Here is a 14,360-nt window from a genome sequence, read left to right on the forward strand (position 1 = left end):
ACAAAGGTTGCTACGCGTCCACTGTGCGGTATCTGAAACAACACACAGATACCCCTTTTTTCGACACCCCGCACGGGTGTCGCCCACCAACCCCCTAACAGGGGTGGGCGACCGTGTGCGGGAGTGGTGGTGGAGGGGTGTGGATAGTTTCATAGAGTTACGGCGGCCATAGCGGTAGGGAAACGCCCGGTCCCATTCCGAACCCGGAAGCTAAGCCTGCCAGCGCCGATGGTACTGCACTCGACAGGGTGTGGGAGAGTAGGACACCGCCGGAACATCCTTCACGAAAGGCCCTCGACACCGTCGAGGGCCTTTCGTCGTTTATCAGGGAATTATTTTTCTTACCGTTCGGCGGTGAGCGCGGTCGTCAATGCGGCTGCCGTGCTCCGCGTCGCGTCCATGAATTCCTCGCGTTCCGCTCGGGTCGTCGCGGCGCGCAGCGGTCCCAGCTGCACTTCGTATGCGGCGGCGCCGCTCGCGTCGAAAACCGGCGCCGCGAGATAGCTCAGCGGCAAGACTTCCTCCGAATCCAGCTCGGCCCTGGTGAAGGGCCGCGAGGTGAGCGCGGCGAGCTGGCGAAGCGCGCGAGTGCGCAGATGAGCTTGCAGGAGTTCGGATCCCACCGCGCCGAGCAGATCCACGAGCAGATCGACCATCCCCGCGTCGTCGGCGCGGGGCCGGAAGACGGCCACCCCGCGCTCGCGGACCAGCGCCAGCAGCGCACCGGCCGTCCGTTGATCCGTTTCTGCGGCCGTGCGCAGCCAAATGTTCTGCTCATTCGCGGGCCGCCACGGCATCACGCTGGCGCCGGCCGGGAACTGTAGCGGAATGCGATGTCCCACCGGGATTCCGGGAACGACCCGGTCGACGCCGTGCCGCACGTCGAGCACCGTCAGCCGGTCGGGTTCGATGCGGCTGAACGTGGCGCCGTACCCGGTCCGGGCGGCGAGACCGGCGAGCAGGCCGCCGACGCCGTGTGGGAGGGCGGCGCCGTGCAGACCGGCCAGCGCAGGCCCGATGCCGTAGCCGCGAGCAGGGTCGCGAACCACCCAGCCGGCCGCGTCCAGTTCGCTGAGGATCGCGGTCGCGGTGGCACGGGCGATGCCGAGACGTTCGGCGATGCCCGCGACACTGATCGGCTCCCCGGAGGTCGCCAGCAACGACACGATTTCGACGACGCGACGCGTCGGTGGCGACGCCGATCGATCCGGCATGTCCGCAACCCCTTGTCCCGCTCGGGTGAGCGACCTACGATGACGAATATTAGATCACATGTTGTCGAATATTCGTCACCAGCGTAGGGAGCGCGAATGATTCTGGATCGGTTCCGAATCGACGATCAGGTCGCCATAGTCACCGGTGCGGGCCGTGGTCTCGGCGCGGCCATAGCGGTGGCGTTCGCGGAGGCGGGGGCGGATGTCGTCATCGCCGCGCGGACCGAGAGCCAGCTCGAGGAGGTGGCCGCGCGCGTGGCCGGCGCAGGGCGACAGGCTCACGTGGTGCCCGCGGACCTGAGCGACGCCGATGCCACGGCGGCTCTCGCCGCGGCGGCGGTCGAACGCTTCGGACGACTGGACATCGTGGTCAACAATGTGGGCGGGGCGCTGCCGTGCCCGCTGCTGGACACGACGCCGCAGGCGCTGACGGACGCGTTCGAGTTCAACGTCACCAACGCGCATGCCCTGGTCCGGGCCGCGGTACCGCGCATACTCGAAACCGCCGGTGGCGGTTCGATCCTGAACATCACGTCGACCATGGGTCGGCTGCCGGGTCGTGCGTTCGCTGCGTATGGCACCGCCAAGGCCGCCCTCGCCCACTACACCAAGCTCGCCGCCCTCGACCTGAACCCGCGTATCCGGGTGAACGCCATCGCGCCGGGGTCGATCCTGACCTCCGCACTGGAGATCGTCGCGGGAAACGACGCCATGCGCACCGAATTGGAATCGAAGACACCGTTGCATCGCATCGGCGAACCCGAAGACATCGCCGCGGCCGCGCTCTATCTGGTGTCGCCCGCGGGCAAGTACCTCACGGGCAAGATCCTCGAGCCCGACGGTGGCTTGATCATCCCGAACCTCGACCTCCCGATCCCGGATCTGTGACATGACATATCGCGTAGTGCAATGGGGCACCGGCAATGTGGGCAGGCATGCCCTGGCCGGCGTGATCGCCCATCCCGAACTGGAACTGGCCGGCGTGTGGGTGTCCGGCCCCGCCAAGAGCGGCATCGACGCGGGGACGCTCGCCGGCCTCGAGCACCCCGTCGGCATCACCGCCACGACCGACGCGGACGCGTTGCTCGCGTCACGGCCGGACTGCGTCGTCTACTGCTCCATGACCGACAACCGGCTGTTCGAAGCCGTGCAGGACCTCCAGCGCATCCTGGCCGCCGGAATCAATGTCGTCGCCTGCGCACCGGTGTTCTTCCAATACCCCTACGGAGTGCTGCCCGACGAGCTGCTGAAACCGGTGCAGGAGGCGGCCGCGCAGGGGAATTCGTCGCTGTGGGTGAACGGTATCGACCCGGGTTTCGCCAACGACCTGCTGCCGCTCGCGCTCGCGGGGACCTGCCTGCGCGTCGACCAGGTGCGCTGCCTGGAGATCGTGGACTACGCCAGCTACGACAACCGGGCGGTCATGTTCGACATCATGGGCTTCGGCAAGCCTGTCGACGAGATCCCCATGCTGTTGCAGCCCGGGGTGCTGTCGCTCGCCTGGGGCGGCACGGTCCGTCAGCTCGCCGCCGGGATAGGCGTCACTCTCGACGCCGTCACCCAGTCCTACGAGCGCATCCCGGCGCCGGAGTCGTTCGACATCGCGACCGGGCACATCGCCGAAGGAACCGCGGCGGCATTGCGTTTCGAAGTCCGGGGCATGGTCGGGGACGTGCCGGTCACGGTGCTCGAGCACGTGACCCGGCTGCGTCCCGACCTGTGCCCGGACTGGCCACAGCCGGCGCACCCCGAGGGCTCCTACCGGGTCGAGATCACGGGCGAGCCCGATTACGCGCTTGACCTGGTGACCTCGAGCCGCAACGGGGATCACAACTACGCGACTGTCCTGGCGACGGGCTTGCGCATAGTCAACGCCGTTCCCGCCGTCGTTGCCGCTCCCGCAGGCATCCTCACCGCGCTCGACCTACCGCTGATCACGGCTCCCGCGCACCGCCCTGGCCGGTGAGCGACCTCGCGGCCCGAGGCGCGCGGGTATCCGGCCTGCCCTGATCACCGACCGGTGACGAGGTCCCCGCGCTGAGCAATCGGCAGCGGCCCTTCGAGTTTTCGGCTCCGGCACGGCTCATTGTCCGGCCGTGTGGCCACGCGGCTGCGGCCAAGGCTCCGGTCTTGGTCGCAGACCGGTGATGTGCGAAGCTCTGTCTCGTGGGCCTGCTCGAGGTATTCGGCGGCCTCGACGCTCCGGCCGTGGTCGAAGACCGGCGGTGCGGCCACACGGCATACCGCGCTGAATTACGCCCGCTTGGTCTCCGACCCGGCGATGCGGTGCACTGCCCCGCCGCACTCCGGCCCTGTTCTCGGACCGGTGGCGCGGTCGCGTCCCGCTACGGCTTGCCGCGCTGGAGCTCGCCGATCTCTGACCGGCCGGGCGGTACGCGGCTGCCGCGGGGACTAACCGGCGCGCAGTGCGGACAGCGCCCGCTCGACGTCGTCGGCGCTGTTGTAGAGGTGGAAGGCGAACCGCAGCCCGCCGCCGCGCGCCGAGGCGATCACCTCGGCCTCCGCGAGCCGGGCTGCCAGGTCCCCCGCGCCGGGCACGGAGACGATCGGCGAACGCGCGTCGACGGGCTCGAATCCCAGGTCGCGCAGGCCGTCGCGGAAGCGGTCGGCGAGTTCGAGGTCGTGCGCGCCGATCTTCTCGACGGTGAGTTCCTCGATCAGCGACAGCCCGGCCAGCGCCGCCACGACGCCGAGCCAGTCCGGGGTCGTGTCGAACCGTCGTGCCGTCGCGGGCAGTGCGACCGGGCGGTAGAGCTCGGCCCAGCGGTCCTCGGCGGCGTACCAGCTCGAGCCCACCGGACGCAGGTCCGGGACGAGGTCGCGCGGTGTGGCGAGGAACGCGACGCTGCGTGCGCCGATCAACCATTTGAAGGTGGCGCACACCCAGTAGTCCGCGTCGGTGAAGCGCAGTGGCAGCCATCCCGCGGCCTGGGTGGCGTCCACCAGCAGGCGCGCGCCGTTGGCCCGGGTCACCGCCCGCAGTTCGGCCAGATCGGTGACGCGGCCGTCCGCGGACTGGACCACACTCATGGCCACCAGCGCGGTCTCCGGCCGCACCTGCGCGGCCAGCTCGCGCAAGGGCGCGAAGCGCACGACGAGGTCGTCCCGGTACACGAAAGGCATGGACACGGAGGAGAATTCGCCTTCCGGCAGCAGGACCTCCGCGCCGGGCGGCAGTGCGGTGGCCACGGGGGCGATGAGTCCCGCGACACCACTGCCGAGCGCGATGTCGTCGGCGGTCGCGCCGTCGAGCAGCCGGGCGAACCCGGCACGCAGGCCGGGTGCCAGTCGATCCACCTCGGTTGTCGGCGCGCCGCGGCCGGACGCCCAACTCGCACTCGCGTCGCGGACCGCGGCCAGCGCCCTGGCGGACGGCAGACCGAAGGACGCGGTGTTCAGGTAGGTGGTTTCGGGAGTGAACTCGTCAGGCGCAAGGGAGGGCATGCTCGCAGCATCCGCCGGACCGCGCCGGGCCGTCCAGCGCCACCGGGCCGATAGTGGACCGATTTCCGCGCCCGGCGATCACTTCTCCGGTGCCCACATGTTGGACAGCAGTTGGAAGCTGGGCGTGTCGGCCAACGACTGCATGGATTCGTAGATGCGGCGGTAGCCGGTGGAGGCGATGCGCCATTTGCCATCGGCGTCGCGGCGGTAGGTGTCGGTGTAGTAACCGGCACCGCGGATCAGGACCCCGTACTCGGTGGCGATGACGGTGTCCTCGAAGGCCCAGGATCCTGTGGCCGTCGCGCCGTCGACGCTGATCTCCGGGTGGTTGGCGATGTGCACGGAGACGATCGAGGGGCCGAGGTTCTCCCGCATGAACGCCGTGATGGCGTCACGGCCGTCCAGGTGCAGCGGCTCGCCCATGGCGTGCGTACCGTAGCGGCCTTCCGCGTCGAGGGCGAGGGTGTCGGCGAAATCGTCCCAGTCTTTGAGGTCGAGGCTCCGGAAGTAGCGGTACTTCAGCTGGCGGACGGCTTCGATGGCGTCGAGATCCATCTGTCGAGCCTGGCACGCGCGGCCGCCGCAGACAAGAACGTGTTCTATTTTGCTGGCGATCGGCGTCGAACGGTGGATGATCGCGTCCCCCGGAAAGGCGACTTCGGATGCAGGGGGGCGCGGCCGACGGTCACAGACGGGGTGTCGAACCGGTTCGACCGGGTACCCGTAGGACAGGAGTTGTCGTACGGCTACGACAGCGCCTCGGGTACCGATCTCGTCACGACCAGGGGAATCTTGCGATGACCGACCGTCCTGCCACTCACGACACGAACCAGCAGACCCCGCTCGACCAGGAACTCGCCTTGAAAGCGGCCGCGCAGCGCTTGGAGGACGAATTCGACGGCGTCGCCAGCGAAGCCGCGATCGAGGATCATCTGCACTCGTCCTACGATCATGTCGCCGACCACGCCACCGTCGTGAACTACCTGCCACTGCTGGCCGAGCGGTACACCCGCGAGTGGCTGTTCACCCTCGCGGATTCCGCGCACGGGTCGCCCTAGTGGCCTCTAAGCTCTACGCGAGTACGCGTGGAGGTTGGCAATGACGGTCGAGGTGATGACCGATCCCGAGCCGGGGGAGTTATGGACCGGATCCGGACAGGCAGCACGGCCGGGTCAGCCCCCGGTATCGATGATCGAGCGTATGACGCTGATACTGGAGGCTTTCGACGGCGTCACGCCGATGCTCACCCTCGTCGAACTGGCCGAGCGCACCGGGTTGCCGCGTTCGACCGTGCACCGCATTCTCGACCAGTTGATCCGGCTGCGCTGGCTGGCGCACGCGCCCGGCGGCTACCGGCTCGGTCTGCGCACGCTGGAGCTGGGCGGACTTGCCGCCGAGCACAACGAGATCCGTGACGCGGTGAGTCCGCTGCTGCACGATCTGTGTCAGCAGACCGGAATGGTCGGGCACCTCGGTGTGCTGGACGGGCGCGACGTGTTGTATCTGGACAAGGTCGGCGGCCGGTTCGCCGCGAGCGTGCCCACCCGGCTCGGCGGCCGGATGCCCGCGCACAGTACGGCGTTGGGCAAGGCGCTGCTGGCCACGTTGGACCCGCACATCGTGGAAGCATCCTTCCGGGACCATCTGCCCCAACTGACCGCACGCACTCTCACCGACAGGACCGAACTGCATCGGGAACTCGGCCGCATCCGCAATCGCCAGGGTGTCGCCGTCGACAACGAGGAGTGCGTACCCGGTCTCGCATGCGTGGCCGTGCCGATTCGCGGGCGCGGCGCCGCGGTGGCCGCGGTGTCGCTCTCGGGCCGCACCGGTTCCGAGACAGTGGTGCCGGACACCGCTCGGCTGGCCCGCGCGCTGGCCGAAGTGGCCCAGGAGGCGGGACGAAACCTCTTCCCTCGGCACGCGCGCAGGCGCTGACCTCACCGTGGGCGCGGCTGTCTGGCCCCGAGCCGCGCCGGATCATTTCCGACCAGCCGGTGCCGCCGCCGGGTGGTGAGGCCGAAATTAGCGGCGCGCTTGCTGAATTGCGTGTCTTTCACAGCGAAGAATTTTCGTTCGCGCTGCGCCGGGGCGGTGGGGCTGCTTTCCTGATGAGGTCAGGATGGACAGTCCGCGAGCAGGTGAGCCGGAGTCGGGGAAGCGATGCACCGGGTACCGATCCAAGAGCGGCCATCTCGTTCCGAGTGGCTATGGTTCGCCGCAGGCGTGCTGGCCACCGTCGCGGTGGGCGTCTGGCTGGTGCGGCCGTCGGCGCCCACCTGTGTCGCGGCGAGTCCCTTGCACGAGGCGTCCTCGCCGTCCCGATATCCGGTGACCGCCATGACATTCGCGCCGATCGGGCCGGAGACGTCCGCCGAAGCGCGCTACTTCGTCCTCGGCAAGCAGGTGTCGTGCTCCTTTCACGAGCTGCCGCCGGACGGCTTCTACGCCGGGCTGTCCACCCCCGACTTCGGGCGCGCCGACCTGTGCGGGGCGTATCTGGACGTCGCGGGTCCGCGCGGGTCGGTCCGGGCACTGGTGGTCGACCACTGCCCGGCATGCGGTCCGGGGCAGCTGGATCTGAGCGCGGCGGCGTTCGAACGGATCGCCGATGCCGACGAAGGGGTGGCTCGGGTCGGCTATCGCCTGGTCCGCGACCCGCAACCGGTGGAGGAGCTGACCTACGAGGTGAAGCAGGATTCGTCCGCGTCCTGGTTCGGCCTGCTGTTCGGCGGCACCGGAAATCCATTGCGTGAGGTTGCTGTTCGACCCGCTGCGGGCGGTCCGTGGCGACCGCTCACCCGGCGGGCGGACAACTATTGGACCCTCTCCGGCGCCGGGCCGGGCCCGTTCACCGCGCGCGTGACAGATGTCTACGGCAACGAGGCCGAGATCACCGATGTCACGGTGGAGCCGGGGCGGTACGCGGCACGGACCCGGCTCTACTCCGGCGCTCCGTCGTTCACGTCCGCGCCGGTCCTCGCCACCTCGGCCGGGACCGGCGCGGTCGCCTCCCGCTGCGAGCGGTAGCGGTCAGGAGAGTTCCGCCGCCAGCGCACGCCCGGCGGCCCGGCCCGAGAAGATGCATCCGCCGAGGAAGGTGCCTTCCAGCGCGTTGTATCCGTGCACGCCGCCGCCGCCGAACCCGGCGACCTCACCCGCGGCGTACAGACCAGGGAACGCCGTGCCGTCCGGTCGGATCACCTGGGAATTAAGGTCGGTCTGCAAGCCGCCCAGGGTTTTGCGGGTGAGGATGTTGAGCCGCACGGCGATCAGCGGGCCCGCGGCCGGATCGAGGATCCGGTGCGGTTTGGCGACCCGGCCCGCCTTGTCGCCGAGGTACCGGCGCGCGTTGGCGATCGCCATCAGCTGGCTGTCCTTGCTGTACTTGTTCGTCAGTTCCCGGTCCCGCGCGACGATCTGGCGTTCCAGATCGTCGTGGTCCAGCCGGGGGCCGCGAGCGATCTTGTTCATGCCCTCGACCAGTTCGCGCAGCGTGTCCGCCACGACGAAATCGACGCCGTGCTGTTTGAACGCCTCGACCGGCCCCGGTGCGCCCTTGGCGACGCGGCTTTTCAGCGTGAGTTTGAGGTCCTTGCCGGTGATGTCCGGGTTCTGCTCGGAGCCCGACAGCGCGAACTCCTTCTCGATGATCGACTGGGTGAGCACGAACCACGAATAGTCGTGGCCGGTCTTCAGGATCTCCTTCATCGTCGAGTTGGTGTCGAATCCGGGGAAACACGGTGCGGGCAGGCGTTTTCCGTTCGCGTCGAACCACATCGAGGACGGACCGGGGATGATCCGGATCGCGTGATCGGGCCAGATCGGGTCCCAGTTGACGATGCCTTCGGTGTAGTGCCACATGCGGTCCCGGTTGACGATGGCGCCGCCCGCGGTCTCGGTGATGGCGAGCATCCGGCCGTCGACGTGCGCGGGCACGCCGGAGATCATGGTCTCCGGGCACGGACCCAGTCGCTGGGTGGGCCAGTTGCGCCGGATCAGCTCGTGGTTGTGGCCGATTCCGCCGGAGGCCACGATCACGGCCTTGGCGCGCAACTCGAATTCGCCCACCTCGGTCCGCGACGAGGCACGTCCCCGATCCAGATCGGTGTCCTCGAGCACCGCGCCGCGCACGCCGACCACCGCGTCGTTCTCCACGATCAATTCGTCCACCCGATGGCGGAAGCCGAATCGCACCAGTCCGCGCCGCTCGCCATCGAGGACCGGCTCGGCGAAGACCCGGACCACCTCGGGGCCGGTGCCCCAGGTGAGATGGAAGCGCGGCACCGAGTTGCCGTGTCCGTCGGCGCGGTCGCCGCCGCGCTCGGCCCAGCCGACCAGCGGCGTCACCCGCAGACCGAGTGCGCGCAGGTACTCCCGCTTCTCGGTGGCCGCGAACCGCACATAGGCCCGCGCCCACTGCCTGGCCCACTTGTCCTCGTCTTCGCGGTCGAATCCGGCCGAGCCGAGCCAGTCCTGCAAGGCCAGATCGTAGGAGTCCTTGATGCCGAGGCGCCGCTGCTCCGGGCTGTCGACGAAGAAGAGCCCGCCGAGCGACCAGAACGCCTGACCACCGAGATTGTTGCGATTCTCCTGGTCGAGCACGTGCACCGTGCGACCGGCCTTGACCAGTTCGTGCGTGGCGACCAGGCCGGCCAGCCCGGCGCCGACGACGAGGACGTCCGCCTCCGGCGTCGCCTCGGGACTGCTGTGGGACATGTTCATCCTTCGGTTGCGGTGCTGTAGGCCAGCACGACGTGGTGGAACAGTTCGGTGCGGCGCTCGCGCGCGGCACGGCTGTCCGGCTCCATCAGGACCTGCACGCTGGTCCCGTCGTGGACGGCGATGAGCGCTTGGCCGAACGCCTCCGGGTCCGGCACGGTGCGGCCGCCGCGGGCGAGCGCCGCGACGATGGTCGGCATGAGGGCCGCGACGATGGCTTCCTCGCGGGCGGCCATCACCCGGCGCAGCGCGGGGGTGCGCAGGGCGTGCGCGGTGAATTCGGCGGTGATCCGGTACCAGCCCTCGTCGACCGGCACCGCCCGTTCCAGTCGCCGGACCGCAGCGCGCACGTCATCGGCGCCGTCGGCGGCGATCTCGTCGAGGATGGCGCCCGCCTCGGTGAGCATCGCCGTCGAGCGCTGCTCCCACATGGCCAGGAACAGCTCGTCCAGCGAGCTGAAGTTCGAGTAGAACGCCCCGCGGGTGAATCCGGCGCGCTCGCACACCCGCTCCACGGTGGCGCGCCCGAAGCCTTCCTCGGCGAACGCGTCGTAGGCCGCGGTCAGCAGCCGGTTCCTGGTTTCGGCGCGGCGGCGGGTGACCCGGGCGGGTGCGGCCTGCGCGGCATCGGACGCCATCGGGCACCTCCTCGGTTCGGCCTCGACCAGGGCATCTGATCTCGATCAGGGCATCGGATACAGAAATGTACTCGATACAGAAACGTATCAGACGTCGGTGGGCGGTGTGGCCGAATCCGCCGAGTAGGGTGATTTCGGCGCACCCGGCCCCGCCGGGATGCCCGGTCCGTGTCGATCCGATCGGAGCGAGGTGATCCGACGATGAGCCAGATCCGCGGCGGTAGGGCTTCGATGCGATGCTGGCGGGTGCGCAGGCCGGGCCCGATCGATGGCGTCCCGTTGCACGCGGATCGAACCTCCGTCCCGGAACCCGGTCCCGGCGAGCTGGTGGTGCGTGTACTGGCCTGCGGCGTGTGCCGGACCGACCTGCACGTGGCCGAAGGTGATCTTCCGGTGCACCGGGCCGGAGTTGTGCCGGGGCATGAGGTCGTCGGCGAGATCGTCACGGTCGGGCAGGGTGCGGAGGGGGAGGGTTTCGCGGTGGGGGACCGGGTGGGCATCGCCTGGCTGCGGCACACGTGCGGGGAGTGCAAGTTCTGCCTGCGCGGCGCGGAGAACCTCTGTCCGCATTCGGCCTACACCGGCTGGGACGCCGACGGTGGTTACGCCGAATTCGCTTGTGTTCCTGCGGCATACGCATTGCGCTTGCCCGCGGGGTACTCGGATGCCGACACCGCCCCCTTGCTGTGCGCGGGCATCATCGGGTACCGGGCGCTGCTGCGGGCCGCCGTTCCGCCGGGCGGTCGGCTGGGAATCTACGGCTTCGGCGGCAGTGCGCACATCGCCGCCCAGGTGGCCGCCGCGCAAGGAGCGGAAGTACACGTGATGACCCGAGATCCGGCGGCGCGGGAACTCGCGACCGCGCTCGGCGCCGCGTCGGTGCAGGGCGCCGCGGATCCGCCTCCGGTGCTGCTGGATTCGGCGATCCTGTTCGCGCCGGTCGGTGAGCTGGTGCCGCCCGCGCTCGCGGCGCTCGATCGTGGCGGGATCCTCGCCGTCGCCGGTATTCATCTCAGCGACATTCCCGCGCTGAACTATCAGCGGCATCTGTTCCAGGAAAGGGAGATTCGATCGGTCACCGCGAACACCCGTGCGGACGCTCGCGAATTCCTGGCTTTCGCCGGCGAGCACCGGATACATCTGACCACGCACGGGTACTCCCTGGACATGGCCGATCGGGCGCTGATCGACCTCGCGCACGGACTATTCACGGGCGCAGCGGTTCTCGTACCGTAAAAACTCCGGAGAACACGATTCGGCGCTGACTCGGTATCGGTCGGGTGGAGTTCCTTGACGGCCTCCTGGACCGTTCTTACCTTCGCGGATATAGCCGAGTAATTGTCACTGACAAGTGTCGCTCGGCTGTCTCACAACGGCGTGAGTAGGTGAGTACGATGGCCAACCGGAAGGTAATTCACTTCGAAAAGTGGCGTGTAGTAGAGGCATTCGCTGTGCTATTGCTCGTCGCGGGGTTCGGGGCTGCGACGGGATTGCACGCATGGGCGACGTCCTGTGCGGCGGTCGACGTGGTCGTCGCCCGGGGCACCCACGAACCCGGATATCTGGGTGCGGTGGTGGGCGACCCGCTCTATGACGCACTGTGGCGAGCACTTCCGGTCGATTCGCAGGCATATCGGGTGGACTACCCCGCAGACCTGCTCGACCCGTCCTCGATCGGCCGCGGCACCCAGGACATGACCGCCCATGTGCTGTGGCAAGCGGCGCGGTGCCCGGATCAGCGGTTCGTCCTGGTCGGCTTCTCGCAGGGGGCCGTCGTGACGCACGGGGTGCTCGGCACCGGCATCGTGACCGCGCTCGGTGGCATCCGGACCCTGCCCGCGGATCTGGAATCCCGCGTGGCCGCGGTCCTGTTGTTCGGTGATCCGATCCGGCTGGTCGGCTGGTCGGTGCCGGAGCAATACGCCTGGCGGACCGGAAACTACTGCGCGAGTGGTGATCCGGTGTGCGAGGGCGGCATCCGTCCGGCCGCGCACACGGACTACCGCTGGGCCATGTGGCCCGCCGTGGAGTTCGCGGTGTACCGGATGTGACCGCGCGGGACCGGGAATCCGCAGGAGTGGGGCCGACCGAGGTCGGCCCCACTCGGCTGTGCGGAGCTACCAGTGCAAGCCCGGGACCACACGAGCGATGCGCGCCGCGGGGGCCGGCAGCGCCATGAGCGGCATGATCACCGGGGCCAGCGCGGACAGCGCGCCGCCGCCGGTCGCGGGCGCGGTGGCGGGCGACGGATCGGCCGCACGGCGCTCCGCGTCGCCCTGCGCGGCGCGGGACTCGCCGAACATGCGGTAGCCCTGGTGCATGATCTGACGCTTCACCGACGGCATCAGCAATTCCACCGCCTGGGCGAAGGTGCCGACCGGCGTGTCGATGCGATGCGGCCGGTCCTCGAGCGCACGCACCACGATCGCGGCGGCCTGCTCCGGATCCGGCACCGGAAGCGAGCGGTAGAGGTCGGTCGGCGCGATCATCGGGGTCCGCACCAGCGGCATCCGCACCGAGGTGAACGTGATCCCGGCATCCCGGTTCTCCACCGCCGCGATCTCGCTGAAGTTGTCCAGCGCCGACTTGCTCGCCACATAGGCGGCGAATCGGGGCACCTTGGTCTGCACCGCGATCGAGGAGATGTTCACCACGTGCCCGAAGCGGCGCGCCCGCATCGACGGCAGCAGTCCGAGGATCAGCCGCACGGCGCCGAAGTAGTTCACCGCCATGGTGCGCTCGAAATCGTGCATCCGGTCGGTGGAGTTGAGCACCGAGCGGCGGATCGAGCGGCCCGCGTTGTTCACCAGGTAGTCGACGTGGCCGTGGTCGTCGAGCACGCACTGCACGAGCTTCTCGACCGCTTCGGAGTCGGTGATGTCGCACGGATAGGTATGCGCGACACCGCCTTCGGCGCGCACGGCGTCAGCGGCGGCCGCCAGGTCGTCGTGGCCACGGGCGACCATCAGGACCGTGGCGCCGCGCCGGGCGACGGCGTGCGCGGTGGCCAGCCCGATACCGGAGGACGCGCCGGTGATCAGCACGACCCGTCCGGCGAGCGGGTCGCCGGTGATGGACACGCGTCCGCGCTGCGGGTCGAGGTGGTCGCGCCAGTACTGCCACAGCCGCTCGGCGTAGCTGTCGAACGACGGCACCGTCAGGCCGCACCCGCGCAGCTGGGCGCGGGTGGAGTCGCTGATGAACTCCGCTGAGAACGAGGTGTGTGGAGCGACTTCGACCGGGATGCCCACCTGCTCGAGCAGGAAATCGCGCACGGCGGTGAGGCCGGGGATCTGCGCGAGCCCGCTGAGCGCCAATGCGCTGCCCGGCACCGTGCCGACACCGGTCGGGGCGCCCGCGGCGGCGGCGAGCGCGCGGTACACCTCGCCGAACGGCTGCGGCTCCGGGTTGACCAGGTGGAAGGTGCGTCCGTCCAGGCCGGGGCGGCGGATCAGCTCGGCCATTGCGGCCGAGACATAGTCCACCGGAACGATATTCGTGGCGCCGAGGTCGGGGAGCGGCAACGGCAGCTCGGACGGCAGCGCGGCCAGCCGCGCGATCGCGCCGAAGAAGTAGTAGGGGCCGTCGATCTTGTCCATCTCGCCGGTGCGGGAATCGCCCACGATGATCGCGGGGCGATAGACCCGCCAGCGCACGCCACGCGACTCGCGGACGAGCTTCTCGGCGGCGAACTTGGTGCGGTGATACGGCGAGGTCAGCCGCTGCCCGAGGTCGAAGTCCTCCTCGAAGAACTTGCCTTTGTGGTCGCCTGCCACGGCCACCGAGGAGACGTGGTGCAGCACCGCGCCCAGCTCGCGGGCCAGGGCCAGCACCGAGCGCGTGCCGGTGACGTTCGCCGCGTGCGCGGTGTCCTCGTCGGCGGTCATGTCGTAGACGGCGCCCAGGTGGACCACGTGGTCGGCCCGCGGCGCCTCGCACGCCAATCCCAGGCCCTCGGCGGTGAGATCGCCGATGAGCGCGAAGACCCGCTCGGCGCCGCGCCAGCCCGCCGCGATGTCGGTGAATTTCGCCAGCGACGTCTCACGCACCAGCACGTGGACGATCGCGTCGGCGTCGCGATCCAGCAGGTCCTGCACGACCCGCCTGCCCAAGAATCCGGTTCCGCCCGTCACGATGTAAGTGGCCATCGCACTCTCCTGCTGCTTACTCGAACCATGTTGTCGCACAAGTCATCCGGCATGCGGCAATGGATGCGGACAGCGTTGATTCGGCCCCCAGCGACAGACGTCGGGCCGAAAGTAGGAACACCTTCGTCCTGACTTATTACTGAAGAGTAATGGAGCGCGCGCTGCCCCGGCAA

13 protein-coding genes and 1 rRNA gene are annotated in these 14,360 nt (G+C 69.2%); 8 read left to right on the plus strand and 6 right to left on the minus strand.

The annotated features are described in order from the left end of the window. The first annotated feature begins 158 nt into the window (after positions 1-158). Positions 159-275 (plus strand): 5S ribosomal RNA (rrf, locus tag ABZ420_RS12840). A gap of 66 nt (positions 276-341) precedes the next feature. Here the strand turns inward: rrf and ABZ420_RS12845 are convergent. Further along, positions 342-1,214, minus strand: a complete 873-nt coding sequence (locus tag ABZ420_RS12845) for a helix-turn-helix domain-containing protein (RefSeq protein WP_357121080.1) — start codon at positions 1,212-1,214, stop codon at positions 342-344. 96 nt (positions 1,215-1,310) lie between these two features. Between ABZ420_RS12845 and ABZ420_RS12850 the strand changes: the two genes are divergently transcribed. Continuing rightward, entirely contained in the window at positions 1,311-2,102 is a 792-nt protein-coding gene (locus tag ABZ420_RS12850; RefSeq protein ID WP_357121083.1) for an SDR family oxidoreductase, read from the plus strand. Position 2,103: 1 nt separating this feature from the next. Continuing rightward, positions 2,104-3,180, plus strand: coding sequence for a diacylglycerol kinase (locus ABZ420_RS12855; protein WP_357121086.1), 1,077 nt, complete (start codon positions 2,104-2,106; stop codon positions 3,178-3,180). Between the two features lie 446 nt (positions 3,181-3,626). On the opposite strand, the gene ABZ420_RS12860 is transcribed toward ABZ420_RS12855, so the two are convergent. After that, positions 3,627-4,679, minus strand: coding sequence for an aminotransferase class V-fold PLP-dependent enzyme (locus ABZ420_RS12860; RefSeq protein WP_357121089.1), 1,053 nt, complete (start codon positions 4,677-4,679; stop codon positions 3,627-3,629). Positions 4,680-4,757: 78 nt separating this feature from the next. Continuing rightward, on the minus strand, positions 4,758-5,234 hold the full coding sequence (locus ABZ420_RS12865; protein ID WP_357121092.1) for a nuclear transport factor 2 family protein: 477 nt from the start codon (positions 5,232-5,234) through the stop codon (positions 4,758-4,760). 242 nt (positions 5,235-5,476) lie between these two features. Here ABZ420_RS12865 and ABZ420_RS12870 point away from each other — a divergent pair, with 242 nt between their 5' ends. From ABZ420_RS12870 to ABZ420_RS12880, 3 genes are all read left to right on the plus strand, one after another. Further along, entirely contained in the window at positions 5,477-5,737 is a 261-nt protein-coding gene (locus tag ABZ420_RS12870) for a three-helix bundle dimerization domain-containing protein (RefSeq protein ID WP_357121095.1), read from the plus strand. Between the two features lie 142 nt (positions 5,738-5,879). Further along, positions 5,880-6,617 carry an IclR family transcriptional regulator gene (locus ABZ420_RS12875; protein WP_357121098.1) on the plus strand — a complete coding sequence of 246 codons (738 nt, stop codon included), beginning with the start codon at positions 5,880-5,882 and terminating at the stop codon, positions 6,615-6,617. A 225-nt stretch (positions 6,618-6,842) separates the two neighbouring features. Beyond that, on the plus strand, positions 6,843-7,709 hold the full coding sequence (locus tag ABZ420_RS12880; protein WP_357121101.1) for an expansin EXLX1 family cellulose-binding protein: 867 nt from the start codon (positions 6,843-6,845) through the stop codon (positions 7,707-7,709). Positions 7,710-7,712: 3 nt separating this feature from the next. Here the strand turns inward: ABZ420_RS12880 and ABZ420_RS12885 are convergent, their stop codons facing one another. Beyond that, positions 7,713-9,404, minus strand: a complete 1,692-nt coding sequence (locus tag ABZ420_RS12885) for an FAD-binding dehydrogenase (protein WP_357121104.1) — start codon at positions 9,402-9,404, stop codon at positions 7,713-7,715. Next, the gene (locus ABZ420_RS12890) at positions 9,401-10,039 is read right to left on the minus strand and encodes a TetR/AcrR family transcriptional regulator (protein WP_040866469.1); all 639 of its coding nucleotides are present in this window, start codon (positions 10,037-10,039) and stop codon (positions 9,401-9,403) included. Before ABZ420_RS12890 ends, ABZ420_RS12885 begins: the two co-directional genes overlap by 4 nt. A 231-nt stretch (positions 10,040-10,270) precedes the next feature. Here ABZ420_RS12890 and ABZ420_RS12895 point away from each other — a divergent pair, with 231 nt between their 5' ends. Together ABZ420_RS12895 and ABZ420_RS12900 are read left to right on the plus strand one after the other, a co-directional pair. Continuing rightward, a complete protein-coding gene (locus ABZ420_RS12895) occupies positions 10,271-11,275 on the plus strand; it encodes a zinc-binding alcohol dehydrogenase family protein (protein WP_357121579.1) in 1,005 nt (334 codons plus the stop codon). 215 nt (positions 11,276-11,490) lie between these two features. After that, positions 11,491-12,090 carry a cutinase family protein gene (locus ABZ420_RS12900; RefSeq protein WP_357121107.1) on the plus strand — a complete coding sequence of 200 codons (600 nt, stop codon included), beginning with the start codon at positions 11,491-11,493 and terminating at the stop codon, positions 12,088-12,090. 66 nt (positions 12,091-12,156) lie between these two features. On the opposite strand, the gene ABZ420_RS12905 is transcribed toward ABZ420_RS12900, so the two are convergent. After that, positions 12,157-14,187: an SDR family oxidoreductase gene (locus ABZ420_RS12905; protein WP_357121110.1), complete on the minus strand. Its 2,031-nt coding sequence runs from the start codon at positions 14,185-14,187 to the stop codon at positions 12,157-12,159. Positions 14,188-14,360 lie beyond the last annotated feature (173 nt).

Source organism: Nocardia sp. NPDC005745, from assembly GCF_040630775.1.
GTDB lineage: Bacteria > Actinomycetota > Actinomycetes > Mycobacteriales > Mycobacteriaceae > Nocardia.